At 64.2% G+C, this 25,785-nt stretch carries 26 protein-coding genes and 1 tRNA gene; 15 read left to right on the top strand and 12 right to left on the bottom strand.

Annotated elements, in window-relative coordinates:
- Positions 1-52: 52 nt before the first annotated feature.
- From AC07VH_RS17975 to gabD, 5 genes are all read left to right on the top strand, one after another.
- On the top strand, positions 53-946 hold the full coding sequence (locus tag AC07VH_RS17975; protein ID WP_475415761.1) for an SMP-30/gluconolactonase/LRE family protein: 894 nt from the start codon (positions 53-55) through the stop codon (positions 944-946).
- A gap of 13 nt (positions 947-959) precedes the next feature.
- On the top strand, positions 960-1,613 hold the full coding sequence (locus tag AC07VH_RS17980) for a bifunctional 2-keto-4-hydroxyglutarate aldolase/2-keto-3-deoxy-6-phosphogluconate aldolase (protein WP_475415760.1): 654 nt from the start codon (positions 960-962) through the stop codon (positions 1,611-1,613).
- Positions 1,614-1,679: 66 nt separating this feature from the next.
- On the top strand, positions 1,680-2,102 hold the full coding sequence (locus AC07VH_RS17985; protein WP_475415759.1) for a CoA-binding protein: 423 nt from the start codon (positions 1,680-1,682) through the stop codon (positions 2,100-2,102).
- Complete coding sequence (locus AC07VH_RS17990; RefSeq protein WP_475415758.1) at positions 2,099-2,941, top strand: PPK2 family polyphosphate kinase; 843 nt, start codon at positions 2,099-2,101, stop codon at positions 2,939-2,941. Before AC07VH_RS17985 ends, AC07VH_RS17990 begins: the two co-directional genes overlap by 4 nt.
- Before the next feature lie 92 nt (positions 2,942-3,033).
- Entirely contained in the window at positions 3,034-4,488 is a 1,455-nt protein-coding gene (gene gabD / locus AC07VH_RS17995) for an NADP-dependent succinate-semialdehyde dehydrogenase (RefSeq protein ID WP_475415757.1), read from the top strand.
- A 144-nt stretch (positions 4,489-4,632) separates the two neighbouring features.
- On the opposite strand, the gene AC07VH_RS18000 is transcribed toward gabD, so the two are convergent.
- A complete protein-coding gene (locus AC07VH_RS18000; RefSeq protein ID WP_489629284.1) occupies positions 4,633-5,763 on the bottom strand; it encodes an extracellular catalytic domain type 2 short-chain-length polyhydroxyalkanoate depolymerase in 1,131 nt (376 codons plus the stop codon).
- 181 nt (positions 5,764-5,944) lie between these two features.
- Here AC07VH_RS18000 and AC07VH_RS18005 point away from each other — a divergent pair, with 181 nt between their 5' ends.
- Positions 5,945-6,523 (top strand): glutathione peroxidase, encoded by a 579-nt coding sequence (locus tag AC07VH_RS18005; RefSeq protein WP_494787584.1) that lies wholly within the window; start codon positions 5,945-5,947, stop codon positions 6,521-6,523.
- A 116-nt stretch (positions 6,524-6,639) separates the two neighbouring features.
- On the top strand, positions 6,640-7,002 hold the full coding sequence (locus AC07VH_RS18010; protein WP_494787583.1) for a DUF1428 domain-containing protein: 363 nt from the start codon (positions 6,640-6,642) through the stop codon (positions 7,000-7,002).
- On the opposite strand, the gene pabB is transcribed toward AC07VH_RS18010, so the two are convergent.
- The 3 genes from pabB to AC07VH_RS18025 all read right to left on the bottom strand — a co-directional run bounded on the left by pabB (position 6,995) and on the right by AC07VH_RS18025 (position 10,267).
- Positions 6,995-8,833, bottom strand: a complete 1,839-nt coding sequence (pabB, locus tag AC07VH_RS18015; RefSeq protein WP_494787582.1) for an aminodeoxychorismate synthase component I — start codon at positions 8,831-8,833, stop codon at positions 6,995-6,997. The genes AC07VH_RS18010 and pabB overlap by 8 nt on opposite strands.
- A gap of 21 nt (positions 8,834-8,854) precedes the next feature.
- Entirely contained in the window at positions 8,855-9,430 is a 576-nt protein-coding gene (gene slmA / locus AC07VH_RS18020) for a nucleoid occlusion factor SlmA (RefSeq protein ID WP_070313104.1), read from the bottom strand.
- Positions 9,431-9,532: 102 nt separating this feature from the next.
- Positions 9,533-10,267, bottom strand: a complete 735-nt coding sequence (locus tag AC07VH_RS18025; RefSeq protein ID WP_121670813.1) for a pyrimidine 5'-nucleotidase — start codon at positions 10,265-10,267, stop codon at positions 9,533-9,535.
- 90 nt (positions 10,268-10,357) lie between these two features.
- On the opposite strand from AC07VH_RS18025, the gene AC07VH_RS18030 reads away from it, so the two are divergent.
- Complete coding sequence (locus AC07VH_RS18030) at positions 10,358-11,227, top strand: TraB/GumN family protein (RefSeq protein WP_489629281.1); 870 nt, start codon at positions 10,358-10,360, stop codon at positions 11,225-11,227.
- Positions 11,228-11,370: 143 nt separating this feature from the next.
- Here AC07VH_RS18030 and AC07VH_RS18035 read toward each other — a convergent pair.
- Together AC07VH_RS18035 and argB are read right to left on the bottom strand one after the other, a co-directional pair.
- A tRNA-Thr gene (locus AC07VH_RS18035) sits at positions 11,371-11,445 on the bottom strand.
- Positions 11,446-11,510: 65 nt separating this feature from the next.
- Complete coding sequence (gene argB, locus AC07VH_RS18040; protein ID WP_010393729.1) at positions 11,511-12,404, bottom strand: acetylglutamate kinase; 894 nt, start codon at positions 12,402-12,404, stop codon at positions 11,511-11,513.
- Positions 12,405-12,635: 231 nt separating this feature from the next.
- Between argB and AC07VH_RS18045 the strand changes: the two genes are divergently transcribed.
- The 3 genes from AC07VH_RS18045 (at position 12,636) to AC07VH_RS18055 (ending at position 17,163) form a co-directional block, all read left to right on the top strand.
- A complete protein-coding gene (locus AC07VH_RS18045) occupies positions 12,636-12,824 on the top strand; it encodes a cysteine-rich CWC family protein (protein ID WP_494787581.1) in 189 nt (62 codons plus the stop codon).
- Positions 12,825-12,932: 108 nt separating this feature from the next.
- Positions 12,933-15,980, top strand: coding sequence for a response regulator (locus AC07VH_RS18050; RefSeq protein ID WP_494787580.1), 3,048 nt, complete (start codon positions 12,933-12,935; stop codon positions 15,978-15,980).
- Positions 15,981-16,011: 31 nt separating this feature from the next.
- Positions 16,012-17,163: a response regulator gene (locus tag AC07VH_RS18055; RefSeq protein ID WP_494787579.1), complete on the top strand. Its 1,152-nt coding sequence runs from the start codon at positions 16,012-16,014 to the stop codon at positions 17,161-17,163.
- Here AC07VH_RS18055 and AC07VH_RS18060 read toward each other — a convergent pair.
- Positions 17,156-18,433 (bottom strand): extracellular catalytic domain type 1 short-chain-length polyhydroxyalkanoate depolymerase, encoded by a 1,278-nt coding sequence (locus AC07VH_RS18060; protein ID WP_494787578.1) that lies wholly within the window; start codon positions 18,431-18,433, stop codon positions 17,156-17,158. The genes AC07VH_RS18055 and AC07VH_RS18060 overlap by 8 nt on opposite strands.
- Positions 18,434-18,487: 54 nt before the next feature.
- The gene (locus tag AC07VH_RS18065; protein WP_034752801.1) at positions 18,488-18,901 is read right to left on the bottom strand and encodes a CopG family transcriptional regulator; all 414 of its coding nucleotides are present in this window, start codon (positions 18,899-18,901) and stop codon (positions 18,488-18,490) included.
- Between the two features lie 131 nt (positions 18,902-19,032).
- On the opposite strand from AC07VH_RS18065, the gene AC07VH_RS18070 reads away from it, so the two are divergent.
- The 4 genes from AC07VH_RS18070 (at position 19,033) to AC07VH_RS18085 (ending at position 21,392) form a co-directional block, all read left to right on the top strand.
- Positions 19,033-19,182, top strand: a complete 150-nt coding sequence (locus AC07VH_RS18070) for a hypothetical protein (RefSeq protein ID WP_475418101.1) — start codon at positions 19,033-19,035, stop codon at positions 19,180-19,182.
- A gap of 74 nt (positions 19,183-19,256) precedes the next feature.
- The gene (locus AC07VH_RS18075; protein WP_230504287.1) at positions 19,257-19,406 is read left to right on the top strand and encodes a DUF1289 domain-containing protein; all 150 of its coding nucleotides are present in this window, start codon (positions 19,257-19,259) and stop codon (positions 19,404-19,406) included.
- Positions 19,407-19,414: 8 nt separating this feature from the next.
- Positions 19,415-20,338: an MBL fold metallo-hydrolase gene (locus AC07VH_RS18080; RefSeq protein WP_494787577.1), complete on the top strand. Its 924-nt coding sequence runs from the start codon at positions 19,415-19,417 to the stop codon at positions 20,336-20,338.
- 100 nt (positions 20,339-20,438) lie between these two features.
- A complete protein-coding gene (locus AC07VH_RS18085) occupies positions 20,439-21,392 on the top strand; it encodes an NAD(P)H-dependent flavin oxidoreductase (protein ID WP_494787576.1) in 954 nt (317 codons plus the stop codon).
- Between the two features lie 109 nt (positions 21,393-21,501).
- Here the strand turns inward: AC07VH_RS18085 and AC07VH_RS18090 are convergent, their stop codons facing one another.
- From AC07VH_RS18090 to AC07VH_RS18105, 4 genes are all read right to left on the bottom strand, one after another.
- Positions 21,502-22,083, bottom strand: a complete 582-nt coding sequence (locus AC07VH_RS18090) for a hypoxanthine-guanine phosphoribosyltransferase (RefSeq protein WP_086137290.1) — start codon at positions 22,081-22,083, stop codon at positions 21,502-21,504.
- 63 nt (positions 22,084-22,146) lie between these two features.
- Entirely contained in the window at positions 22,147-23,403 is a 1,257-nt protein-coding gene (locus tag AC07VH_RS18095; protein ID WP_494787575.1) for a phenylacetate--CoA ligase family protein, read from the bottom strand.
- A 90-nt stretch (positions 23,404-23,493) separates the two neighbouring features.
- Positions 23,494-24,333, bottom strand: coding sequence for an ABC transporter ATP-binding protein (locus tag AC07VH_RS18100; protein WP_494787574.1), 840 nt, complete (start codon positions 24,331-24,333; stop codon positions 23,494-23,496).
- Positions 24,334-24,459: 126 nt separating this feature from the next.
- The gene (locus AC07VH_RS18105; protein ID WP_489629273.1) at positions 24,460-25,779 is read right to left on the bottom strand and encodes an ABC transporter substrate-binding protein; all 1,320 of its coding nucleotides are present in this window, start codon (positions 25,777-25,779) and stop codon (positions 24,460-24,462) included.
- Between the last annotated feature and the right edge of the window lie 6 nt (positions 25,780-25,785).

Consider the following 25,785-nt stretch of genomic DNA (forward strand, 5'->3'; position numbering starts at 1 on the left):
TCCGCTCGCGACGGTTTTATCATGCGTTATACAGAGTTAAAGGAAAAAAATAATGGGGACACAGGCCCAATTACTGGTTGATGCACAGAACTTCCTGGGCGAAGGCGTGCGCTGGTGCGAGCGCAGCGGCCGCGTTTTCTGGACGAATATCGAAGGCTGCCAGCTGCATGCGCTGGTATTGAGCACGGGGGAGCGCCAGCGCTGGGATATGCCCGAGCGCCTGGCCTGTTTCGCGCTGACGGACCGCGACGACGTGCTGCTGCTGGGACTGGCCTCGCGCCTGGCGTGGTTTGACGCGCGCAGCGGGGCCGTCACACCCTTGCACACGGTGGAGGGCGACCTGCCCATGACGCGCCTGAACGACGGCCGCTGCGACCGCCAGGGACGTTTTGTCTTCGGCACGCTCGATGAGCGGCCGTGCCGCGATGCCATCGCCAGCTTCTATCGCCTCAACCTGGACTTGAGCCTGGAACGGCTGCCGCTGCCGCAGATCGCCATCTCGAACAGCATCTGCTTCAGCACCGATGGCACGGCCATGTATTTTTGCGACTCGATGAAGAAGGCGATCTACCGCTGGGATGATTACCTGGGGGGCGACGCCAGCCGGGTGCGCGTGTTTGCCGTGCTCGATCCGGGGCCGGGCGCGGCCGATGGCGCCACCATCGATGCGGATGACCACTTGTGGAGCGCGCAGTGGGGCGCGGGACGGGTCTTGCGCTTCGCGCCGGACGGCAGCGTCGAGCGGGCGATAGCCTTGCCCGTCTCGCAGCCCAGCTGCGTGAGCCTGGGCGGTCCGCATTACGACGAATTGTTCGTCACCACGGCGCAGGAAAGCTTGACCCCGGCGCAGCTGGCGGGCGAACCGCTGGCCGGCGGATTGTTTCATGCACGTCAGGTGGGCGTGCGCGGTTTGCCGGAAGTGCGCTTTGGCGCCCTGCCGGCCTGACAGGAGAGAGCAGATGCAAAAGCACATGGTTTTCAATGGCATCCTCGAGCGGGGCATGGTCGGTATCGTGCGCGCCGACTCGCCCGATGCGGCACTGCAGATCGCCGAGGCGTGCATCGCCGGCGGCATCACGGCGCTGGAAGTGGCGTTCACCACGCCCGACACCCTGGGTGTGCTGCGCACCTTGCGCGAACGCCATGGTCCTGACGTGCTGCTGGGCGCGGGCACGGTGCTCGATACGGAAACGGCCCGCGCCGCCATCCTGGCCGGCGCCCAGTTCATCATCTCGCCCGGCGTGAACGTGGAGACCATCGCGCTGTGCCAGCGCTACCAGGTGCTGGCCATGCCGGGGGCGATGACGCCGACGGAGATCGTCACGGCCCTGCAGGCGGGCGCGGACATCGTCAAGGTCTTCCCCGCCGAGATGTTCGGCCCCGCCTACATCAAGGCCTTGCGCGCCCCGCTGCCGCAAGCGCCGCTGATGCCGACGGGCGGCGTGACGGTGGAGAACCTGCACGCATGGTTTGCCAGCGGCGCCGTGGCCGTGGGCATCGGCAGCAGCCTGAGTGGCCCGGGCGCCACGGGAGATTTCGCGGCCGTGACGGCGCGCGCGCAGGCTTTTGTCGCGCAGATGGCGGCCGTGCGGAGTTCCAGGTCTTCTGGATAGCTCCCTGCGCTGGATAATTCTGCTACGCTAGGCGGGCAATGTCGCACGCCTAACCACGCCCCGAATATGCCCAACATCGCCCGCATCCTGCAAGACAGCCGCATCATCGCCATCGTCGGCATGTCCGACAAGCCCGAACGCGCCAGCCACGAGGTGGCCGACTACCTGCTGCGGCATGGCTACCGCGTGCTGCCCGTCAATCCGGCCCTGGCCGGGCGCGACGTGCTGGGCCAGCGCGCCTATGCCACCCTGGCGCAGGCCGCGGCGGCTGTCGCGCCGGCGCGCATCGACATCGTCGACTGCTTCCGCAAGCCGGAAGATATCCTGCCCATCGCCGAGGAAGCCATCGCCGTCAAGGCGGGCTGCCTGTGGCTGCAGCTCGACATCGTCAACGAGCAGGCGGCGCAGCTGGCGCGGGCGGCGGGCCTGGACGTGGTGATGGACCATTGCACAAAAATCGAGCACCGCAAGCTGGCGGTGGCGGCATGAAGGCGCGCACGCAATTTCGCGCCGGTAAGGGCTTCGACCTGAACGAGGAATTCGCCGGCAAGCGCCTGCTGGGCGCGGCCACCAAGGCGGCGAACAAGAAGCTGACGCCAGCCCAGTGCAAGGCCCTGGACATCGAAGAAACCGTGGCGCTGACGGCGCAGATCGCCGAGTGCCAGAGCATGCTGTATGCGCAGCGCAAGAAGAAGGTGCTGCTGGTCCTGCAGGGCATGGATACCTCGGGCAAGGACGGCACGGTGAAGGCCATCTTCAGCAATATCAACCCGATGGGTATCCGCGCCGTGGCGTTCAAGGGCCCCACCGATATCGAACTGGCGCACGACTACCTGTGGCGCGTGCACCAGCACGTGCCCGTGAAGGGCGAGATCGCCATCTTCAACCGCAGCCATTACGAAGATGTGCTGATCACGCGCGTGCAGGACATGATCGACAAGGCCGAATGCCGGCGCCGCTATGCGCAGATCCGCGATTTCGAGCGCATGCTGAGCGAAACGGGCACCATCATCCTGAAAGTCTTCCTGCATATCTCGAAGGACGAGCAACGGGGACGGCTGCAGGAGCGGCTCGACGATCCCGACCGCCAGTGGAAGTTCGATCCCAACGATATCGCCCAGCGCAAGAAGTGGGATGGCTACCAGCGCGCCTATGAAACGGCGATCCGCGAGACCGATGCCGATCACGCGCCGTGGTACGTGGTGCCATCGAATTCCAAGACGCAGCGCAACCTGGTGGTGGCCTCGCTGCTGCTGGAAACGCTGCAGGGCATGAAGCTCGAATATCCGGCGCCGGACCCGAAACTGTCGTCGTTCAAGGTCGAGTAAATACGCGGGCGATTCGGCTGTCCGCCTGCGGAATCGGCCGCGCTGTGGCATAGTATCCCTCGTCGATAATTCAAACCAGACCGGAGATCCATATGCTGCAGTTGAAAGATCCTACCTTGTTGCGTCACCAGGCTTACGTGAATGGCGCCTGGATGGACGCCGATGGTGGCCAGACGATTAATGTGAGCAATCCCGCCACGGGCGAGCATATCGGCACGGTGCCCCTGATGGGCGCGGCCGAGACGCGCCGCGCCATCGAGGCGGCCAATGCCGCCTGGCCTGCCTGGCGCAAGAAGACGGCCAAGGAGCGCGCGGCCGTGCTGCGCCGCTGGCATGACCTGATCCTGGAAAACGCCGACGATCTGGCGCTGATCATGACCACCGAGCAGGGCAAGCCCCTGCCGGAAGCGAAGGGCGAAGTGCAGTTCGGCGCCTCGTTCATCGAGTGGTTTGCCGAAGAAGGCAAGCGCGTGGCGGGCGATACCCTGCAATCGCCGTGGCCCGACCGCCGCCTGGTCATCACCAAGGAGCCGATCGGCGTGTGCGCCGCCATCACGCCGTGGAATTTCCCCGCCGCCATGATCACCCGCAAGGTCGGCCCGGCCCTGGCCGCCGGCTGTCCGATGGTCCTGAAGCCGGCCGAAGCGACGCCGTTTTCCGCGCTGGCGCTGGCCGTGCTGGCCGAACGCGCCGGCGTGCCGGCGGGCGTGTTCAGCATCGTCACGGGCGCGCCGAAAGACATCGGCGGCGAAATGACCTCGAACCCCATCGTGCGCAAGCTGACGTTCACAGGGTCGACCCAGGTGGGCCGTTTGCTGGCGGAACAGTGCGCGCCGACGATCAAGAAACTGTCGCTGGAACTGGGCGGCAATGCGCCGTTCATCGTCTTCGACGACGCCGACCTGGATGCGGCCGTGGAAGGCGCCATCGCCTCGAAGTACCGCAATGCGGGCCAGACCTGCGTGTGCGCCAACCGCCTGTACGTGCAGGACAGCGTGTACGACGCGTTTGCCGCCAAGCTGGTGGCCGCCGTGGCCAAGCTGAAGGTGGGCAATGGCATCGAGGCGGGCGTCACGCAAGGCCCGCTGATCGACGCCAAGGCCGTCGCCAAGGTGGAAGAGCACGTGGCCGACGCGCTGGGCAAGGGCGGCCGCCTGCTGGCCGGCGGCAAGCGCCATGCGCTGGGCAACGGCTTCTTCGAGCCGACCATCATCGCCGACGTGACGAACGACATGCGCGTGGCCACCGAGGAAACCTTCGGCCCGCTGGCGCCCCTGTTCCGCTTCAAGACGGACGATGAAGTGATCGCCCTGGCCAACAACACGGAATTCGGCCTGGCCGCCTACTTCTATTCGCGCGACATCGGCCGCATCTGGCGCGTGGCCGAAGGCCTGGAAACGGGCATGGTCGGCGTCAACACGGGCCTGATCTCGAACGAGATCGCGCCCTTCGGCGGCGTCAAGCAATCGGGCCTGGGCCGCGAAGGGTCGACCTACGGTATCGAAGACTACCTCGTGATCAAGTACATCTGCATGGGCGGCATCTAGAATGCTTGATTAAATCTGCTGCGCGGCGCGCTTTCCGGCCTGCGATGCTCGCTGTACTTTAGTACAGCTGCGCTTCTTAGCCAGATGGGGGCGCCGAGCCTCGTTGCCGCTCGCTACGATTTTCTCAAGCATCCGTGACGTCCGTTATCGGCGGCTGTTGCGAGCCGATCCCAACCTGTCCAGCATGCCCTTGACCGCTTCCATCTGCGTGCCGCTCTTGCGGTAGAAATCCGGATCGATCGGGTTGATGCTGGTGTAGCCCCAGAAATCCCAGCAGCCTTTCGGGTTGTACGGATAGACGGGGCTCGGTTCGGCCTGCGGATACAGCACGATGATCTTGTTGGCGTCCGCCACCTGGTTGTAGCCGGTGCTGGTATAGAAACGGTCGCCGATCGCCTGCGTCGTTTGCAGGCAGCCGTGGAACACCACGTGCACGCGGCAGCTCTCGCTGTCGCAGGCTTTCGGGATGTAGGCATAGCCCGTATTGTTCATGCTCGAATACGCGTTCTGGATGAAGCTGCGCTGGTTGAAGGCGATCAGCTTGCCCGTCAGGGTGGTCGACGACGGCTGCAGGTCCGGATACAGGTGCTGCAGGATGTCGCGCGCCTGCACGTAGTCGCAGTCGTTGATGAAGGGCGACTCCGTCACGGCGCAGGGCTTGTCCTGATTGCTGTCGGTCAGGATGGCGTGGCCCGCGCCTAGCGTGTCGACGAAGCGGATCTGCGCCGCCGGCGTGCCCGCCAGTTGATAGAATTTTCCCACCTGTTCCACCACCGGCCGCGTCACGGTCTGGTCTTTCGTTCCGCTGAACAGATATACGCGCTGGCGTTTCAGGTTGGCCGTGTCGTCGATGAGACGGGCCTGCGCAAAATCGTTCGCCGCGCGCAGCAATTCGCTGGCCACGGGCGGCGCCACTTGCGAGCTGCCTGGATTCATGCAGGTGGTCAGGGCATTCGTCAGGTAGGGAATATACGGGAAGCGGCCCGGCTGGCCCGAGCAGAAATACGGGCCGCCCGCGATGATGCCGGCGCCGGCGACGGTGGCCGAGTAGGCGACGGCAAACTGCGCCGCCATGAAGCCGCCCGAGGACAGGCCGGACACCGTGGTCTGGCTCAGATCGGCCTGGTAGGCGGGCAGGGCGGGGGCGTCCTTGCTCGCGGCGGGCTTGACGGCTGCTTTTGCGGCCGTGGCGGCGTGCGCGCCGCCGGGCGCCAGGATGAGCAGGCTGGCGGCCAGCAGGGCGGTGGGTAATGCGGTCAGGTGCGGGAAGGGCATGGCTACTCCAAAAGGCAAGAAAAGGGACAGGAAGGCCGAGCATAGGTAAAAAAACTGTGCGCTGGGCAAGTACTGCACCGTCGTTGATGTCGCTCAAGCTATCGCTGTTGTTGACCGTCTTGTACGTGCGCGCCGCGTTTGACATAGAATGGTTTTTTTCCGTTCAACCATGGTGCCCCTCATGTCCAAGACCCTAGCCCAGCTGTTTGCGCTCACCACCCTTGCCGCCGGCGCCAGCCTGGCCATGCCGGCCCATGCCGCCGAAACCGCGCCAGCCGCCTGCCCCGCCATCCTCAAGCAGACCTTCAACCGCCTGCAGGATGAAGCGCCGCAAAACCTGTGCCAGTACGCGGGCAAGGTCGTGCTGGTCGTCAATACGGCCAGCTATTGCGGTTTTACCAACCAGTATGAAGGACTCGAGGCGCTGTACGCCAAGTACGGCAGCAAGGGCCTGGTGGTGCTGGGCTTTCCGTCGAACGATTTCGGCAAGCAGGAGCCGGGCAACAGCAAGGAAATCGCCGATTTCTGCTACAACACCTACGGCGTGAAGTTCCCCATGTTTTCGAAGTCCGTCGTCTCCGGCCCCAATCCGAACCCGCTGTACGTGGACCTGATCAAGCAGACGGGCAAGACCCCGGCCTGGAATTTCCATAAATACCTGATCGACCGCCACGGTAAAGTGCTGGAAAGCTTCCCCAGCAAGGTGACGCCGGACGACAAGAAGCTCGTTGGCGCGGTGGAAAAAGCGCTGGCGATGTAAGTTGCCGACACACAAGCAGGCCAGCGCGCCTGCTTTTTTTTCAATGCCGTGCTTGTCGTCTTGCCATCATTGTCCTAAGCTGGTTGTTCGCGTTTGTCACAACAAAGGAGAACATCATGGTGTATGTCGATGGATTTGTGGTGCCCGTACCGAAGGCCAAGCTCGATACCTATCTGGCCATGTCGCGCGCCTGCGGCGCCGTCTGGCGCGAGTATGGCGCGCTGGAATTTCGCGAGTGCGTGGGCGACGATGTCAAGCCGGGCAAGCTGACTTCGTTTCCGCAGGCGGTGGACTTGCAGGATGGCGAAGTGGTGGTGTTTTCATGGATCGTGTATGCGTCGCGTGCCAAGCGCGATGAAATCAACGACAAGGTCATGAAAGACCCGCGCCTGGCCGAGATGATGGATCCGGCCAAGCTGCCGTTCGATGGCAAGCGGATGATCTACGGCGGCTACGAGATGCAGGTTGACATCAAGTAATCAGTTTTGCCGGCAGCGCCCCGCGCAGCGCATTGCACACGACGATGGCATCTGCCCGCGCCAGCATGGCGCGCGTGATGATGGTTTCCTGCGCATTCCATGCGGGATCGGCCAGCATGGCCGCGCGTTGCACGCCGGGCAGCAGGCCGCAGGACAGGGGCGGCGTATGCCAGCGGCCATCGAGCCGGACGAAGACATTGCTGCGCCCGCCCTCCGTCAGCTCGCCCCGCTCGTTAAAGAACAGCATGTCGAAGGCGCCTTGCGCCTCGGCCGCGCGCCACGCTGCGTCATAGCCCGCGCGCACGCTGCTCTTGTGGCGCAGGAACAGGTCATCCGCCGTGGTGGCGTCGGACGCCAGCAGGATGGTGACCGTGTCCGGCAAGGCGCTGAGCGCACCGCTTTGCGTCGTGAAGCGGCCATCCTGGCGCAGCGCCAGGCGCAGGCGGAAGGGGATATCGTCGGGACGCGCCGCGCACGCTGCCTGCAGCGCGGCGCGGGCAGCATGTTGGTCCCAGGCAAAACCGAAGTAGGCGCTGGAGGCGGCCAGGCGCGCCAGGTGGCGCTCCTGCTGGCGGCAGCCGCCGGCGCGGCTCGCGTGCAGGGTCTCGAACAGTTCGAAGTCATTGGTCAGCCCCGTCAGGAAGCGGGCCTTGAGCTGGCATTCCGCAAATTCCTCGTGCGGGTCGCTGTCCAAGACGATGCCGGCGCCCACGCCCATCTCGCCGCGCCGCAGGCCGTCAGGGCCCGCCGGCTGCAGGGCCAGGGTGCGGATCGGCACCGACATGCAGAAGTCACCCATTGGGTGGGCCGTGCCGATGGCCGGCGGATCGAACCAGCCGATGGCGCCCGTGTAGATGCCGCGCGGCGCCGGCTCCAGTTCGGCGATGATTTCCATGGTGCGGCGTTTCGGCGCCCCCGTGATCGAGCCGCATGGATACAAGGCCTGGAAGATGTCGGCCAGGCTGGCGTCGCCGCGCAAACGCGCCTGCACGGTGGACGTCATCTGCAGCACGCTGCTGTAGCGTGTCACCTGGAACAGGGCCGGCACCTTGACGGAGCCCGTGGCGGCGATGCGGCCGATGTCGTTGCGCAGCAGGTCGACGATCATCAGGTTTTCCGCGCGGTTTTTCGGATCATTGGCCAGGGCGGCGGCGCGGCGCGCGTTTTCGTCCGTTTGTTCAGGCGGGGCGGCCGGCGCCGTGCCTTTCATCGGACGCGCCGTCAGCTCGCCCTGCGCATGGCGCACGAACAGTTCCGGCGACAGCGACAGCAGGGCGCCGCCATCGGGTAGCATCACCAGCGCGCCATACGGCACGGGCTGGCGTTCCCGCAGCCGCGCATACAGGGTCAGGGGCGAGCCGAAGGCATCGAAGCGCAGCCGATACGTATAGTTGACCTGATAGGTGTCGCCGGCCACGATGTAGTCGTGGATGCGCCCCAGCGCGCGCGTGAATTCGGCCTGATCCACGTTCGCGCGGATGCCGGCGATGCCGGCCGGCGTTTCCATCGCCGGCGTACGTGCGGCCAGCCACTGCAGCACCTCGTCCTGCGACAGCTGGGTGCAGTGTTCGAAGACGAGCACCTGCGCCAGCGGCGGCGCGCCGGGACCCGCCGCGCGCGGCGGCATGGCCAGCAAGTGCGCGCCCAGCTCGTAGCTGCACACGCTGACGGCGTACTGGCCGCGTTCCAAGGCCGCTTGCAGCCCTTCGAGCAGGGCCGGCCACTGCTCCCCCTCGCTGCACCGCAGGACCGCCGCCAGGCCCGTGTACAGGCGCGAACCGGCGCCGGGCGTGCTGGCGTCGTCGAGCAGGGCGAAACAGTCGGTATGCATGGGGACAGCCGCGGCGGTGACTTACCCCAGCAGCATGGCGATTTGCAGCGCCGCTTCCTGGGAGGGATTGATCTTGAAGCCGCTCTTGGCGTAGCGGTGCCAGCGTCCGATGACGAAGCTGACGATCAGGGTGGCGCGTGCCGCCACTTCGCTTTCCTTGCCATGGCCTTCGGCGGCGGCCACGCGCAAGGCCTGCTTGAGCGCCAGCTCCACGCGGTCGTAGAACTGGTTCATGCGCACTTGCAGGCGCTCGTCCTCATTGACCAGGGCGTCGCCGATCAGCACGCGCGTCATGCCCGGATTGCTGATGGCGAAATTGAGCAGCATGCCGATGATGTCGCGCGTCTGCGTCATGCCGTCGCTGTGCTTTTCCGCGATCTGGTTGATCAGGCCGAAGACGCTCGACTCGATGAATTCGATCAGCCCTTCGAACATTTGCGCCTTGCTGGCGAAATGGCGGTACAGGGCCGCTTCCGAGACGGCCAGTCTGGCCGCCAGTGCGGCGGTGGTGATCTTTTCGCCTTTCGGCTGCTCCAGCATTGCGGCGAGGGCCTGAAGAATTTGTAGCCTGCGTTGGCCCGGCGGTGTGCTTGCCATATTTTCTCTTGTCGTTAAAAAAAATGCTGCCTTGATGGGGAGGTCCGTCACCGCCGCTAGCGGTGCGGCTTCCGGCGTCAGCCGCAAGCCCAGGAGTCCCCTTCAACGCAGACGGTGAAGGCGGCGTGCCAAATGCCGGACAGATTTTACTTTGACATCGACGTAAGCGGGGCGATTTAACGCCTTGGGCAGCTTCGCCACGCCGATCGGATCGGCCATTTTCAGGTATTGCGTGACCCAGGCCGTGCGCAGGCCCAGTCTTTTTGCGCCCTTCAGGTTGGCGAGGGTGTCTTCCACCAGGATGCAGCGGCCAGGGCGGATCTGGTGCTTGCGCATCAGTTTGCGCAGCATCAGCGTCGATGGCTTGGGCCGCAGCTGGCGGTGCACCTGCATCGCCTCGATGGCGACGTGGTGTGAAAAGTGCCGGCGCAGTCCCAGGTGACGCATCACGTCGCTCGAATAGCGCAGCGGCGCGTTGGTGAGTAAAATTTTACGGCCAGGCAGGCGTTTGAGTAAAGCCCCCAGTCCCCGCTCGGCGCGTATCATGGCGCGCAAATCGTCGAAGGCGTGCGTCTCGTGCAAAAAATGCGCGGCCTGCACCTGATGGTGCTTGACCATGCCCAGCAAGGTGGCGCCATAGCGGCGCCAGTAAGCCGCGCGCGCCGCATTGACGATGGCGTCGTCGGCCGGCGTCACGCCGTCGCCCAGCACCCGGGCAATATACGTGTTCATATTGGCCGTGATGGTGGGGAAGATGGCGTGCGAGGCATTGTGCAGCGTGTTGTCGAGGTCAAACAGCCAGACCGGCGACGAGCGGTTAAGATGGGACACAGGCACGAGAGTCTTTGCTAGCGAGAGAAGATGAAAAATTCAACAATCAGGAAAACCATGCGACGCCAGATTATAGTGATGTTTTGCGGATTATTCTTGCTGCCGTTGCAGGCGGCCTTCGCCGAAGCGCCGCCCGTGGCGCAAAACCGGGGCGCGCTGTTCAAGGTGCAGGACGCGGCCCACACCCTGTATCTGTTCGGCACCATCCACGTCGGCGCGCCCGATTTTTATCCGCTCGAGCCGACGGTAACGCAGGCGCTGCACCAGGCCGGGGCGCTGGCGCTGGAGATCGATCCCGGCGCCGATCCGCGCGCCGCCATGGGCGCCGTGCTGAAATACGGCATGGAGGCGCCGGGCAGCAAAGCGCCTGCCGACTGCCGCCAGACCCTGGCCCCGCGTCTGGCGCCGCTGTTGCAAAAATACGGCATTCCGGCCGAATCGGTGGCGCCGATGAAGCCATGGATGCTGGCCAGCATCCTGGCCATCGGCGAATTTTCCACCTTGGGCTACCGCTCCGACCTGGCTGTCGACAATTATCTGTCGCAGCAGGCCAGGGCGCGCAAGATCCCCGTGCTGGAACTCGAATCGATGGAAGGCCAGATGGCGCTGTTTGGCGCCATGTCGCCGTTTGAGCAGTGCCGCTTCCTGGAAGACGGCGTGGCCTCGATCGAGGACCAGGAACAAAGCCAGGAAGCGCGCGAGATCGCCGACGCCTGGCGCAACGCCGACGCGGCTGCCTTCGACAAGTTGGCGGCCAAGGCTGCGCAAGACCCCTCGTTCGCCGCGCAGTTCGTGCAAAAGGTGTTGCTGGACGGCCGCAACCCGGCCCTGGCCGACGGCATCGCCAAGCTGCTGGCGCGCGAAAAGCACAGCCTGGCCGCCATCGGCGTGCTGCACCTGGTCGGAGCGAAAAGCGTGCCGGATTTATTGCGTCAGAAGGGCTTGAAGGTCGAGCGGGTGTATTGAAACGCGGAGGCGATGCGGGCGACAGATAGCAGAGCAGATGGAAAAATGTTCAGGGCAAGGCGTCCTGACGAAGACAGTACGAATGTACGGCGAGGAAGGACAACGCCGCCATGGGCATTTTTACAGCTGCGGGGATATATAGTTGGTGCCCTTGACGTGGATCGAACACGTGGCCTCTCCCTTACCAAGGGAGTGCTCTACCACTGAGCTACAAGGGCAAATTAAAAGCGGCGCCAGGTGATCTGCGCCGCCAAACTACTCGCTGTGATGCATTGCGATTTTTTTAGTGCGAACGGATCATAGTACCAAAAGCCTGCTCGGTCAACACTTCCAGCAATAATGAGTGTTCGATGCGGCCGTCGATGATGTGCACCGTGTTCACGCCGGACTTGGCGGCGTCGAGCGCGGACGAGATCTTCGGCAGCATGCCGCCCGAGATCGTGCCATCGGCGAACATCTCGTCGATTTCGCGCGCCGACAGGTCGGTCACCAGGTTGCCCTGCTTGTCCTGGACGCCGGCGATGTTGGTCATCATGATCAGCTTTTCCGCCTTCAGGATTTCCGCGATCTTGCCCGCCACGACATCGGCGTTGATGTTGTAGGCCTGGCCATCCTGGCCGAAACCGATCGGCGAAATGATGGGAATGAAGGCGTCGTCCTGCAGCGCCTTGACGACGGCCGGGTTGATCGCGTCGATTTCGCCGACAAAGCCGATGTCGAGGAATTCGCCCGGATGTTCGCGGTCCGGCATCTGCATCTTGCGCGCGCGGATCAAGCCGCCATCCTTGCCCGTCAGGCCCACGGCCTGGCCGCCGTAATGGTTGATCAGCATGACGATATCCTGCTGCACTTCGCCGCCCAGCACCCACTCCACCACTTCCATGGTTTCTTCATCGGTGATGCGCATGCCTTGCACGAAGGTGCCTTGCTTGCCGATTTTTTTCAGCGCGTTGTCGATCTGCGGTCCGCCGCCGTGCACCACGACCGGGTTCATGCCGACCAGCTTGAGCAGGATGACGTCGCGCGCGAAGCCGTGCTTCAGGCGTTCGTCCGTCATGGCGTTGCCACCGTATTTGATGACGATGGTCTTGCCGTGGAAATTGCGGATGTAGGGGAGGGCCTCGGCCAGAATCTGCGCCTTGATTTGCGGCGACACCGCCGTCAAGTCGTCATTCATGTCCAGGTTCAAGTTAGCTAGTTGATTCATGGCGAGTCCGGAAAATAGATTTGTGCGATTTTACAGGGAAGAAGAAAATCCTGGAGGCATTATAGGGCGATCTTGTTGTATTTTCCCTGATGATCCTATAGTCTGGCCCGATATGTGCCCCAGCCAGCCCTTTTACTGCCCGTTACATCTGCGTCGCATCCCGGCGCAGCATGACACACACTTGCCAATTCAAACACAGCCATGAGCCAGTGCACCCTGTGTGGCGCCACTTTCCAGTGCGGCCAGCTCGACCCGGACGCCAAGGAACCCTGCTGGTGCCTCGCCCTGCCGCCCGCCGTTCCCGTGCCCGGCAGCGCCGCCGTTGGCTGCTGGTGCCCCGCCTGCCTGCAAGCGCACATCGCCTCCCTGGCACCTCCTGCCAAGCCCTAACGTCGGCTAATTAAGTGCTTCGGCATGCAATTGCTTTGCAATAAACCTTGCTTTCCGTAGGGGAATACGTTCAGACTTCGATTTTCAAGAATTTCTTATAGGAAAGTTATGCGCTTCAGGGATATCAGTATCGGCGTGCGCATCAATGCCGGTTATGCCATGTTGATCGTGCTGATGCTGGTCGTCATCGTCCTGTCTGGCAGCCGCATCTATGCCATCCGCGCCGAGACCGACGATATCCTGCAGCGCGACTGGGTCGCCGCCAAGGCCACCAGCAAGATCCACGGGCTGGCGCGCGAGGCGGCCACGCGCATCGGCAACCTGCCGAACCAGCACGAGCTGGCGCTGCGCCAGGCGAACCAGGCGCGCCTGGAAGCGATCAAGCAAGGCATCGACGAGCAGGTGCGCATCCTCGACGGTCTCGATGCGCGGCCCGAGGAACGGCGCCTGCTGGAACAGATGCACCTGGCGCGCGCCGATTACTATGGCTCGCTCAAGACGATGTTCGAGCTGGTCGAGCGCGGCGAGGATGCCCGCGCCGAGCAGGCCATGCAGACGCAGACCTTGCCGGTGCTGGAAAAAGTGCTGCTGTACGTGGGCCAGCTCGACGACCTGCAGCAGCAGCTGATCCGCGACAGCGCGGCCAGGATACGCAACGACATCGATACCTCGCTGCTGCTGATGGGCGGCATCGGCCTGGCGGCCCTGCTGACGGGCCTGGCCTTTGCCTGGTCGGCGCGCTCGATCACGCGTCCGCTGGGCGAGGCCGTGGCGATCGCCACGCGCGTGGCCAATGGCGACCTCAGTTCCGTCATCGAAGTGACGTCGCGCGACGAGACGGGCGAATTGCTGCAGGCGCTCAAGGACATGAGCACCAGCCTGGCCGTCGAGCAGGACCTGCGCCATGCCGTCGAAGTGGCCGAGGATGCGACCAAGATGAAGTCGGACTTCCTGGCCAATATGTCGCATGAGATCCGCACGCCGATGAACGGCATCATCGGCATGACCCACCTGGCGCTGCAGACGGAGCTCACGTCGACCCAGCGCAACTACCTGGAGAAGGTGGAGTCGGCTTCGAAGAACCTCTTGGCCATCATCGACGACATTCTCGATTTCTCGAAGATCGAGGCGGGCAAGATGGCCTTTGAAAAAGTCGATTTCTTCCTCGAGGACGTGCTGGCGCAGATCGCCGACCTGTCCGTGATGCGGGCGCAGGACAAGGGGCTCGAACTGCTGTTCGACATCGCCCCCGACGTGCCGAACGCCTTGCAGGGCGACCCGCTGCGCCTGGGCCAGGTGCTGATCAATCTCACCAACAATGCGATCAAGTTTACGGACAAGGGCGAGATCGTCGTCACCATCCGCCTGCAGCAGCTGGAAGAGCATGCGGCTGTCTTGCGCGTGGACGTGCGCGACACGGGCATCGGCCTGACGCCGCCCCAGCGCAGCAAGTTGTTCCAGGCCTTTACCCAGGCCGACACCTCCACCACGCGCCACCATGGCGGCACGGGCCTGGGGCTGACCATCAGCAAGCGCCTGGTGGAGATGATGGAAGGCGAGATCGACCTGGTCAGCGAAGCGGGCGTGGGCAGCACCTTTTTCTTCACGGCCCGCTTCGGCCTGGCCGCCGTGCCGCGCGACAGCCTGCTTGCTCCGCAGCGCTTCGAGGGCTTGCGCGTGCTGGTGGTCGACGACAACCCCAGCGCGCGTGAAATCTTCGTCAGCATGCTGACGGCGCTCGGCTTCGAGGCGCGGGCCGTGTTTGGCGGCGTGCCGGCCATCGGCGCCGTGGCGCAGGCGCGCGCCGAGGGGCGCCCGTACGGCCTCGTGCTGATGGACTGGAAAATGCCGGGCATGAACGGCCTCGATACCCTGGCCGGCATCCGCGCCGATGCCGCCGGCATCGATGCCACGCCGGCCTGCATCATGGTCACGGCCTTCCATCGCGAAGCGCTGCTGGAGGCGGCGCGCCAGCGCGATTTGCCGCTTGACGGCGTGTTGAACAAGCCGGTCAGCGCTTCGACCCTGCTCGACCAGATATCGTTCGTGTTTGGCGGCGTGACGGGGCAGAGCCGCAAGACGCAGCGCCAGAGCAGCTACCGCGACGACGAACGCGCCCTGCGCGGCGCCTGGCTGCTGCTGGTCGAGGATAATGAAGTGAACCAGGAAGTGGCGCAGCATATTCTCAACGACGCCGGCATCCGCGTCGACATCGCCGGCAATGGCGCCATCGCGCTGGCGAAGATCGAGGAAAACGCCTATGACGGCGTGCTGATGGATTGCCAGATGCCGGTGATGGATGGCTACCAGGCGACGCGCAAGCTGCGCCAGGATCCCCGTTACTCGAATCTGCCCGTGATCGCCATGACGGCCAATGCCATGGTCGGCGACAAGGAAAAATGCCTGGACGCCGGCATGAACGATTTCATCGCCAAGCCGATCGACGTGGCGCAGCTGTTCGGCACCCTGGCGCGCTGGATCGCGCCGGCCGCGCCGCAGGAAATGGCGGCGGCGGTGGCGCAGCCGGACGCGGAGCTGCCCGTGATCGCCGGCCTGAAAATGACGGAGGCCATGCGCCGCGTGGGCGGCAATGCCGCTTTGATGCGAAAATTGCTGGACCGTTTTGTGGAAACCCAGTTCGACGCCATGCAGCGCATCGTTGCCGCCATCGAGAACAACCAGCTCGAGACGGCGATCCGCGAAGCGCATACCCTGAAGGGACTGGCTGGCAATATCGGTGCCGGCGGCCTGGCCGACAGCGCCGCGCGGGTCGAGCACCTGCTCAGCCTGGGCTCGCACGATGGCTTGCCGCAGGCGCTGTCCGCCTGCACCCTGGCGCTCGACGAGCTGGTGCCGAAGATCGTGCTGGCGATGCAGTCGCGCGGCAACGCGGCCGAGGCGGGCGGCGCGCCGGTGGCGCACGTGGCGCCGGTGGACCGGGCCTGCCTGGAAGCGGGCTTGCGCGAGCTGTCGCAGCTGCTGCAGCAGGACGATGCGCAGGCCGTCAAGCACCTTGACGGCATCGGTCCCGTGCTGGTCGCGGCGGGGCAGGCGGAACATGCGCGCCAGTTGAAGCGCATGCTGGGACAATACGATTTCGAAGGTGCGCTGGCGCAGCTGGGCGAGGTGGCCGATGTGCTGGAGCTGACACTGTGATAAGGATAACTATGCAGAGCGAAGGACGGGCATGAGAGCGCCGGCAAGCAAGCCAACCATCCTGGTGGTCGATGACACGCCAGACAATATCGACCTGCTGCGCGCGGTGCTGGAAGACGACTACCGCACCAAGATCGCCGTCAATGGCGAGCGCGCCCTGAAGATCGCCGCCGGCGGCGACCAGCCCGACCTGATCCTGCTCGACATCATGATGCCGGGCATGAGCGGCTACGATGTGTGCCGCGCGCTGAAGGCCGATCCCGCCACGGCCGGCATCCCCGTGATTTTTGTCACCGCCATGAGCGAGGTGGCCGACGAGCAGCTGGGTCTGGCCCTGGGCGCCGTCGATTACATCACCAAGCCGATTTCCGCGCCCATCGTGCTGGCCCGTATCAAGACGCAGCTGGCGATGAAGCAGATGCAGGATTTCCTGCGCGACCAGAACCAGTACCTGGAAACGGAAGTGGAGCGCCGCGTGCAGGAAGTGGCGGCGCTGCAGGACGTCACTATCCACGCCATGGCGTCGCTGGCCGAGACGCGCGACAGCGAGACGGGCAACCACATCCGCCGCACCTCGCACTACCTGAAGGCGCTGGCCGAGAAGGTGCGCAACTTGCCGCGTTTCCGCGATTTCTTGACGGACAAGAATATCGAACTGCTGTTCAAGACGGCGCCGCTGCACGACATCGGCAAGGTGGGTATCCCCGACCATATCCTGCTCAAGCCGGGGCGCTTCGAGCCGCACGAAATGGCCATCATGAAGACGCACACCACCTTGGGGCGCGACGCCATCCTGGCGGCCGAACACGAGCTGGGCATCGAAGTCGATTTCCTCAAGTACGCGAAAGAGATCGCCTACAGCCACCATGAAAAATGGGATGGCAGCGGCTACCCGCAAGGCCTGGCGGGCGAAGATATCCCGATCTCGGCGCGCCTGATGGCGCTGGCCGACGTGTACGACGCCCTGATCAGCCGGCGCATCTACAAGCAGGGCATGGACCACGCGCAGGCCGTGCAGATCATCGTCGAGGGACGCGGTTCGCACTTCGACGCTGAGATCGTCGACGCCTTCCTGCAGATCCAGGACCAGTTCATCGCCATCTCCAACCGCTATGCCGACGGCGTATGCGAGATCGCCGACAAGCAGCGGCAGATCGCGCCCTACACCGGAAACATCAGCTGACGGTCTTGAAGAAGCGCAGCATTTCCCGGCTGGCGTCCGGCCCTTTTCCGTCCGTATAGCTGCCGTTGTTGCTGCCGCCGGACCAGGCATGGCCGGCGCCGTGGATGACCCAGTGTTCGCCCAGCGGCGAGCCGTCGGCCTGGCTGTGCGTGGTGCGCGTGTAGCGGTGGCCGTTCGGCACGCTGCCGTCGACGGAGGCGGCCCTGGCCGCCTTGCCGCCCGCCTGGCTGCGCACGCCCTGGGCGATCAGTTCATCGCCATTGCGCGGGTTGACGGTGGTGTCGCGGTCGCCGTGAAAAACGATGATGGGCACGCCGCCTGCCGGCGCCTTGCGCTGGGCATTGGGCATGGCGCCGCCCTTCATGGCGGCCAGCGCCGACGGCAAGTCCTGCGCCGAGGCGAAGGGCAGGCCCGAATGCACGCCGACGGCGGCAAACAGGTCGGGGTACAGGGTGCCGACGATGACGGCCATGGCGCCGCCCGCCGACAGGCCGGCGACGAACACTTCACGCTCGTTGACCGGGTAGTCGTCGATGACTTGCTGCGCGATGCCGGCGATCAGCGACGGTTCGCCCTGGCCGCGCTGCTGGTCGATGGCGTTGAACCAGTTCCAGCAGCGCGAACTGTTGGCGCCCTGCGTCTGCGCCGGGTAGACGACAAAACACTCCTTTTCTTCGGCCAGCGCATTCATCTGCGTGCCGGCGGCGAAATCGTCGGGATTTTGCGTACAGCCGTGCAGCATGACGATCAGCGGCATGGCCTGGCCGTGGTAGCTGCTGGGGATATACAGCTTGTACGAACGCGTGCCTGCATGGTTGCGGTACACGCCATCGATGAACTGCGCGCCGGCGGGGATCTCCGCCGGCGTGGTGGCCGGCGCGTTGAAGCCGGGCGGATGAAAATTCGGCAGCTCGAAGCTGGGCATGTCGAAGCTGTGCTGGCCCAGGCCGGCCGGCACGCCCAGGCGCGCCATGAAATCCTGTGCGAAGTCCTGCGCCGCCTGCGCGGGCGTGGGCGGCACCGATGCCGCTTCCGGTGCGGCGTCAGCTTGCGGCTGCCCGGCCCGGGCCTGTGCCGGTGGCGGCGCAGGTGGCGGATTAATGTCGCGCATCGGCTGCGGTGGCGGCGCTTGCGTGGCGGCCGCTTGCGGCGCCAGGCCGGCCGCAGACAGCGCCTGCTGGATCGCTTCGGTGGCGGCGGCAGGGCCGCTGCCCATCAGATTACGGGTCGCGGCGCGCATCTGCGCCAGCATGTTGAGAGGTAGTTTCATGACCATCCTTAACGGTGCCGCGCATCGGCCGGGTCATCGCCGCGAACCAATACGCTAGTGAATTCGCCCTGCGAGCGCCGTCTTGACGACGGTGCTGGCGTGCAGGGCACCTAATACGAAAATCGACTCGATGGTGGCCAGTGCCAGTTCCACCGAGACGTCGCTGGCGATGCTGGCCAGTCCCAGCACCTGTATCTGCAGGCGCTGGCCGGCTGCCTGGATCGCTTCCAGGTCGGCGCGCGAGTAATGCTGCATGCCCAATACCAGGCTTTTACGGGCGACGGTCTGTTTCACCACGTCGGCGTGGGTGCCCAGCTGGTTGCGTATGGCCGTACGGATCAGATCCGTGCGGTTGGAATAAAATCCCTCCTGGACCAGCAGATCGATCTGCCCCAGGTCGATCAAGCCCAGGTTGATGGTGATTTTCTCGGATTCCCCAATTTTGGGCTTGCTGTCTTGCTTGGCCATATCTCTCCAAAAACTCCACGTGGCATCCATTTGCCATCTGTATGGATGGTAGTATAGTTCTGAAATGTCTCAAGTCAAGCAGGATCTGGCCTGATCGTGGTGTAGGACGGGCACCCGTAGAGTGAGAATGTGTGAAAAATATATTTCCGGAAGAGCAGTTGTTGACCATTGTTTCGCTGGAAAATATATTCACGGAAACATTGCAAGGCGATGCCATCGCCTCGCCGGCGCGGTTTCGCGGCATAATGAAAGCCTTCACGTTTACCGATGCCGCTCCATGATGGTCGCTCCCCCACCTCCGCCAGCCGTTCCGCTCCCGTCGCCGGTGCCGTCGCCATGCGTCAGCCTGTGCAAGATGAACCGCAACAGCGGCTTGTGCGAAGGCTGCCTGCGCACGCTCGACGAGATCATCGCCTGGAGCAAGGCCGACGACGACTTCAAGCGCGCCGTGTGGGCCGAATTGCCAGGCCGCGAATCCTTGCTCGATTTCGAGCCCGACTACTGAGGAAGCCCATGCCGCGATCGCCAGCGCTGTTCCCCGATGCCATGCAGGTGTTCGAACGCGGCTGGCTGTCGTCGAACAACATCCTGTTCCAGGGGACGGATGACACGGCCCTGATCGACAGCGGCTATGTCACGCATGCGCCGCAAACCCTGGCCCTGCTGCGCCACAGCCTGGCCGGCCGGCCGCTGGACCGCCTGTTCAACACCCACCTGCACTCCGACCATTGCGGCGGCAACGCGCTGCTGCAAGCCGCATACGGCTGCCACACGGCCATTCCCGTGGCGGAAGCGGACAAGGTGCGCACGTGGGATGCCGATGCCCTCAGCTTCCAGGCCACGGGCCAGCAATGCCCGCGCTTCGGCTTTGACGCCACCGTCTCTCCCGGCGACACCTTGACTTTGGCCGGCATGGCCTGGCAGGCGCTGGGCGCACCGGGCCACGACCCGCACTCGCTGATTTTTTACTGTGCCGAAGAGGGCATCCTGATCTCCGCCGACGCCCTGTGGGAAAACGGCTTTGGCGTGATCTTCCCGGAACTCGATGGCGGCTCCGGCTTTTCGGAAGCGCGCGCCACGCTGGACCTGATCGCGGGCCTGGACGTGCGCGTCGTCATTCCCGGCCACGGGCGGCCGTTCACGGACACCGCCGGCGCCCTGCAGCGCGCGTATTCGCGCCTCGACTACCTGGCGTCCGAGCCCGTGCGCAATGCGCAGAATGCGGTCAAAGTGCTGCTGAAGTTTTTGCTGCTGGAGCGCCAGCGCATCGCCCTGGCCGAGATACCGGCCATGCTGCGCGGCATGCCGATCTTCGAGGAGGCCAACCGGCGCTTCCTGCGCCAGGAGGCGGCCGCGCTGGCCGAGTGGGCCGTATCGCAGCTATGCAGGGCTGCTGCGGCGCGGGTCGAGGGTGAGTACTTGCTCAACGAGGGTTGAGCGGGACTTGCGATAAATTCAGCACGATCGTACTTTTTCTGCACTATAATCAACGTTCAGTGTGTCTTTCACGTCCGATCAACTTTCCAGCGAGTCCGCCATGGCATTGCCTGTTGCGTTGCAAAACCTCTCCTTACCCGTTATCGCCTCGCCGATGTTCATCGCCAGCGGCCCGGCCCTCGTCGCGGCGCAGTGCAAGGCCGGCATCGTCGGTTCCTTCCCGGCCCTGAACGCGCGTCCCGCCGAATTGCTCGACACGTGGCTGACCGACCTGCAGGCCGAGCTGGCCGCCTTCCAGGCCGCCAATCCCGATAAAAAAGTCGGGCCGATCGCCGTCAACCAGATCGTGCACCAGTCGAACGACCGTCTCGCGCACGACGTGGAAGTGTGCGTGAAACACCAGGTCCCCATCATCATTTCCTCGCTGCGCGCGCCGCCCAAGGAAATGCTCGACGCCATCCACAGCTATGGCGGCATCGTGCTGCACGACGTGATCTCGATCCGCCACGCGAAAAAGGCGCTGGAAGCGGGCGTCGATGGCCTGATCCTGGTCGCCAGCGGCGCCGGCGGCCACGCGGGCACCCTGTCGCCGTTCGCGCTGGTGGGCGAAGTGCGCAAATTCTTCGACGGCCCGCTGGCGCTGTCGGGCTCCATCGCCACGGGCGACGCCGTGCTGGCCGCGCAAGCGATGGGCGCCGACTTTGCCTACATCGGCTCGCGCTGGCTGGCGACCAAGGAATCGAACGTCAGCGACGGCTACCGCGACGCCATCGTGGATTCAAGCGCGGCGGACATCGTCTACACGAACCTGTTTACGGGCGTGCACGGCAATTACCTGAAAAAATCGATCGAAGCGGCCGGACTCGATCCGGAAGCCTTGCCCGAAGCGGACAAGAGCGCGATGAACTTCGGTTCCGGCAGCGCCAAGGCCTGGCGCGACATCTGGGGCGCGGGCCAGGGCGTGGGCTTGATGGACGACGTGCCCAGCGTGGCAGAGATGGTGGCGCGCCTGAAGGCCGAATACGATGCGGCGCGCGCGCGGTTGACGCTGTAATCGTTGTTGCGATGATGGTGGTGTCGGATTACGCTGCGCTAATCCGACCTACGACCATGGATTCGGTAGGTCGGATTAGCGCGCAGCGCGTAATCCGACAACACCACAATCACTCCTGCTTCAAATCCTCCGGCTTGATGGCCCACAAACCCGGCAGGTTGCGCCAGTAGCCGTACGCATCCATGCCGAAGCCGACGACGAAGCGGTTCGGGATCACCAGGCCGACGATGTCGGCTTGTACGGGCTTTTTCTTGCCGATGGCCTTGTCGGCGAACACGGCCAGGATGACTTCCGAGGCGCCCATGTCCAGCAGGCGCTGCTTGACGTGCGCCAGGGTTTCGCCTTCGTCGAGAATATCGTCGAGCACGATGACGGTGCGGCCCGCCACGTTCGAGCGGGGGATGACTTTCCACACCACTTCGCCACCCTTGTCGTCGTCGCCGTAGCGGCTGACGTGGATGTAGTCGAATTCGAGCGGGAAGCTCAGTTGCGGCAGCAGGCTGCCCGTAAACACGACGGCGCCGCCCATCACGCCCAGCACCAGCGGGAACTCTTTCGAATCCTCGGCGTTGAAGCGCGTGTTGAGCACATCGGCCATGCGCGTGATCGACGCCTGCACGGCCTCCTGGTCGAACAGCAGTTCCGCGTTCTTGATCAGGTCACGGGCACGGTTGTGATGAAATTCTTGCATGGACTCTTGCATGGCGATGAATAGGGCTGATGGTCAATGCCGGTATTATCCCGCAAATCGGCCTTATTTGTAATCGCGCATGTCGTCGATGATTTTCCCGTCCTGGGCCAGGCTGCCCACCGCCACCAGCACCACGTCGCCGCGCAGCTTGGTCAGTTCGCGGATCGAGCCGATGATGGCTTCCACGCCGCTGGCGTCCGCCGGATCGTCGACTTCGCAATGCAGGGCCATCTCGTCGTTGGCCATGCGACCCGACACCACCAGCCGCGCCTTCCTGATTTGCGGGTGGCGGCGCGCGATCTCATGCACCTGCGACGGATGCACGAACATGGCGCGCACCTTGGTGGTTTGATCCGCGCGTCCCATCCAGCCCTTGATGCGCGTATTCGTGCGCCCGCACGGCGACTCCGGCGCGCCCGTCAGCACGGCCGACAGATCGCCGGTGGCAAAGCGGATCAGCGGGTAGTCGGCATTGAAGACGGTGACGACGACTTCGCCCACTTCGCCCGGCGCGACGGGAATGCCGCTGCCCGGATGGACGATCTCGAGCAGCACGTTTTCATCGACGACCATGCCGGGATTGAGCTTGCCATGGCTGGCCGTTTCATAGGCGATGCTGCCGATATCGGCCGAGGCATAGGTCTGGAACACGTGCGGCACGCCGTTCTCGGCAAACCAGCTGCGCAAGGATTCGGGCAAGGCTTCCGCGCCCATCAGGGCCTTGGTGACGCTGCTGATGTCGGCGCCCATTTCGCGCGCCTTCTCGATGATCAGTTTTAAAAATGAGGGCGTGCCGATATACGTGTCCGGCTTGAGATCGGCCATCGCCTGCACCTGCATTTCCGTCTGGCCGATGCCGGCCGGGATGACGGTGCAGCCGATGCGCGCGGCGCCTCCTTCGACCATGAAGGCGGCCGGCGTGAAGTGATACGAAAAGCAGTTCTGCAGCAGGCCGCCGGCGCGCACGCCGGCCGCATACATAGGGCGCGCAAAGCGCCACCAGTCCGGGCCGCGGCCTTCCGGATCGAAGATGGGGCCGGGCGAGACGAACACGCGCGACAGGGCGTTTTTCGGCGTCGTGTTCAAGCCGCCGAACGGCAGCTGCGCGTGCTGCAGTTGCTTGAGGTCGGACTTGCGCGTGACGGGCAGCTGCGCCAGCGCGGCTCGGCTGGTGATGCCGGCCGCGTTGACGCCGTCGAGGATGCGGGCCCAGCCCGGCGCCTGTTGCGCGCGCGCGATCAGCTGCGGCAGGCCGGCCATCAATTCGCGTTCGCGCGCTTCGGGGGCGCGTGCTTCCAGACTGTCGAGCGTATCGGTCATGTCAGTCATTCTCCAATTGTCAGTGCATATTGATTCGCACGCCTGGCCATCAGGACCGCCGGGCGCGTTGCAGCCAAGGTTTTTGATGGATCAGGCCAGCCAGCGCTTGCGGCGGCGGTAGAACTTCATGTCGCGGAAGCTCTTGCGCCCGGCGCTGGACACGCCCAGGTAAAACTCTTTGACGTCTTCGTTGCTGGCCAGTTCCTGGGCTTGTCCTTCCATCACGACGCGGCCGTTTTCCAGGATGTAGCCGAAGTCGGCGTAGCGCAGCGCCACGTTGGTGTTCTGTTCGGCCAGCAGGAAAGACACGTTTTCCTTGTGATTCAAATCCTTGACGATGCCGAAGATCTCTTCGACGATCTGCGGCGCGATGCCCATCGAGGGCTCGTCCAGTAAGATCATCGACGGCTTGGCCATCAGCGCGCGGCCGATGGCGCACATCTGCTGCTCGCCGCCGGAGGTATAGCCGGCCTGGCTGCTGCGCCGCGTTTTCAGGCGCGGAAAGTAGTGATACACCTTGTCCAGCGCGTCTTTCAGTTCGCCGCGCGACAGGCTGCGCGTGTAGGCGCCCGTCAGCAGGTTCTCCTCGATGGTGAGGTGGCCGAAACAGTGCCGCCCTTCCATCACTTGCGACAGGCCGCGCTTGACCAGTTCATTCGGCGTCAATTGGTCCACGCGCTCGCCCTTGAACTGGACTTCGCCCTTGGTGACGTCGCCCCGTTCGCCGCGCAGCAGGGTCGAGATGGTTTTCAGGGTGGTCGACTTGCCGGCGCCGTTGGCGCCCAATAGCGCCACGATCTTGCCTTGCGGCACTTGCAGCGACACGCCCTTCAGGACCAGGATCACGTGGTCGTAGATGACTTCGATATTGTTCACCGACAGGTAGGGCGGCGGTGCGGCGTCTGGTGTTTGCGTGGCAGTGGGTGTCATGGCTGCTTCGTTTTCATATGTGTTGGCGATGCTGTCGGATTACGCTACGCTAATCCGACCTACGTGAATGCGGCGTAGGTCGGATTAGGCCGCAGGCCGTAATCCGACACCACCATCGGCAGCGATTTACTTCATGCACGCCGGCGTGATCTTCTTCTCTTCGGCGTACTTGTTCGAGGATTCCTCGACCAGCTTGCGCACCAGGGCCTTGTCGCCGACGATCCATTTCGGCGTGATGGCGGTCCACTTCTTGCCATCCCACTGCTGCACCTTCACGGCGCCCGAGCCTTCATGGTCGTCGCAGCTGGTTTTCACGGTGGGGAACATGCCCAGTGCCCCCACGGCCTTCTGGCGCGCATCGTCGACGTTCAGGTTTTCCAGGCCCCAGCGCATCTGCTCGCCCGTGATCGGCTTGCCCTTGCCGAATTTTTCCTGCGCCACGCGGATCGCTTCGACCCACAGGATGCCGGCCGTCACGCCGCGCATGTGGTAGACGGAGCCGATGCGCGACTGGTCGGACAGGTTGCCCTTGCCGGTGGCGTAGAGTTTCTTGCGGATGTCGTCGAGCACGGGGTAGTTGCCCGGCGTATTGAACGTCATCGCCGTGTAGCCCTTGGCCGCGTCGCCCGATGGAATCGTGTCTTCCTCGGAGCCGGCCCACCAGACGCCCAGCATTTTGTCGCGCGGGAAGCCGTTGCGCTGCGCCGTCTTGATGGCCACGGAGTTCATCACGCCCCAGCCCCACAGGATCACGTGGTCCGGCTTGGCCTGGCGGATTTGCAGCCATTGCGATTGCTGTTCGCTGCCGGGCGGCGCGACGGGAATCTTGATCAGCTCGAAGCCGTACTGTTTCGACAGCGCTTCGAGCACGGGCAGCGGCTCCTTGCCGAAGGCCGAATCGTGGTACAGGTGGACGATCTTCTTGCCTTTCAGCTTGTCCATGCCGCCATCCTTGTCGCCCAAATACTTGATCATGGCGGCGGCCTGGCTCCAGTAGCTGGAGATCAGCGGATACACGTAGGGGAAGACCTTGCCGTTGGCGGCATCCGAGCGGCCGTAGCCGATCATCGTCATGGGGATCTTGTCCTGCGCCACGCGGTCGAGGATGCCGTAGGCGACGCCCGTGGACAGGGTTTCGACCAGGGTGGCGCCGCCCTGCTTGGTTTTCAGGCGTTCATAGCATTCGACGCCGCGCGACGGGTTGTATTCGGTTTCGCATTCTTCCCAGCTGATTTTCACGCCATTGACGCCGCCGGCCTGGTTGACCAGGTTGAAGTAATCGATGATGCCGCCGTAGAAACCGGAACCGCCGGCCGCGTACGGACCCACGCGGTAGGACGGCAGGGCGATGTACTGTTCCTTGTCCTGCGCCTGGGCGCTGCCGGCCATGGTGAGTGCGGCACTGGCGATGGCGGCGGCCAGCATGAGCGATTTGATGTGTTTCATTGTGTG

The sequence above is a fragment of the Janthinobacterium sp. GW821-FHT03C10 genome (assembly GCF_059420865.1).

Excerpts from the sequence above, each read along its gene's own strand:
- gabD (WP_475415757.1), top strand. The coding sequence starts at position 3,034 with ATGCTGCAGTTGAAAGATCCTACCTTGTTGCGTCACCAGGCTTACGTG.
- AC07VH_RS18005 (WP_494787584.1), top strand. The coding sequence starts at position 5,945 with ATGTCCAAGACCCTAGCCCAGCTGTTTGCGCTCACCACCCTTGCCGCC.
- AC07VH_RS18105 (WP_489629273.1), bottom strand. The coding sequence starts at position 25,779 with ATGAAACACATCAAATCGCTCATGCTGGCCGCCGCCATCGCCAGTGCC.
- AC07VH_RS18000 (WP_489629284.1), bottom strand. The coding sequence starts at position 5,763 with ATGCCCTTCCCGCACCTGACCGCATTACCCACCGCCCTGCTGGCCGCC.
- AC07VH_RS18055 (WP_494787579.1), top strand. The coding sequence starts at position 16,012 with ATGAGAGCGCCGGCAAGCAAGCCAACCATCCTGGTGGTCGATGACACG.
- AC07VH_RS18100 (WP_494787574.1), bottom strand. The coding sequence starts at position 24,333 with ATGACACCCACTGCCACGCAAACACCAGACGCCGCACCGCCGCCCTAC.
- AC07VH_RS18080 (WP_494787577.1), top strand. The coding sequence starts at position 19,415 with ATGCCGCGATCGCCAGCGCTGTTCCCCGATGCCATGCAGGTGTTCGAA.
- AC07VH_RS18090 (WP_086137290.1), bottom strand. The coding sequence starts at position 22,083 with ATGCAAGAATTTCATCACAACCGTGCCCGTGACCTGATCAAGAACGCG.
- AC07VH_RS18060 (WP_494787578.1), bottom strand. The coding sequence starts at position 18,433 with ATGAAACTACCTCTCAACATGCTGGCGCAGATGCGCGCCGCGACCCGT.
- pabB (WP_494787582.1), bottom strand. The coding sequence starts at position 8,833 with ATGCATACCGACTGTTTCGCCCTGCTCGACGACGCCAGCACGCCCGGC.
- AC07VH_RS18010 (WP_494787583.1), top strand. The coding sequence starts at position 6,640 with ATGGTGTATGTCGATGGATTTGTGGTGCCCGTACCGAAGGCCAAGCTC.
- AC07VH_RS18075 (WP_230504287.1), top strand. The coding sequence starts at position 19,257 with ATGAACCGCAACAGCGGCTTGTGCGAAGGCTGCCTGCGCACGCTCGAC.
- AC07VH_RS17990 (WP_475415758.1), top strand. The coding sequence starts at position 2,099 with ATGAAGGCGCGCACGCAATTTCGCGCCGGTAAGGGCTTCGACCTGAAC.
- AC07VH_RS18095 (WP_494787575.1), bottom strand. The coding sequence starts at position 23,403 with ATGACCGATACGCTCGACAGTCTGGAAGCACGCGCCCCCGAAGCGCGC.
- AC07VH_RS17975 (WP_475415761.1), top strand. The coding sequence starts at position 53 with ATGGGGACACAGGCCCAATTACTGGTTGATGCACAGAACTTCCTGGGC.
- AC07VH_RS18050 (WP_494787580.1), top strand. The coding sequence starts at position 12,933 with ATGCGCTTCAGGGATATCAGTATCGGCGTGCGCATCAATGCCGGTTAT.
- AC07VH_RS17985 (WP_475415759.1), top strand. The coding sequence starts at position 1,680 with ATGCCCAACATCGCCCGCATCCTGCAAGACAGCCGCATCATCGCCATC.
- slmA (WP_070313104.1), bottom strand. The coding sequence starts at position 9,430 with ATGGCAAGCACACCGCCGGGCCAACGCAGGCTACAAATTCTTCAGGCC.
- AC07VH_RS18045 (WP_494787581.1), top strand. The coding sequence starts at position 12,636 with ATGAGCCAGTGCACCCTGTGTGGCGCCACTTTCCAGTGCGGCCAGCTC.
- AC07VH_RS18085 (WP_494787576.1), top strand. The coding sequence starts at position 20,439 with ATGGCATTGCCTGTTGCGTTGCAAAACCTCTCCTTACCCGTTATCGCC.
- AC07VH_RS17980 (WP_475415760.1), top strand. The coding sequence starts at position 960 with ATGCAAAAGCACATGGTTTTCAATGGCATCCTCGAGCGGGGCATGGTC.
- argB (WP_010393729.1), bottom strand. The coding sequence starts at position 12,404 with ATGAATGACGACTTGACGGCGGTGTCGCCGCAAATCAAGGCGCAGATT.
- AC07VH_RS18065 (WP_034752801.1), bottom strand. The coding sequence starts at position 18,901 with ATGGCCAAGCAAGACAGCAAGCCCAAAATTGGGGAATCCGAGAAAATC.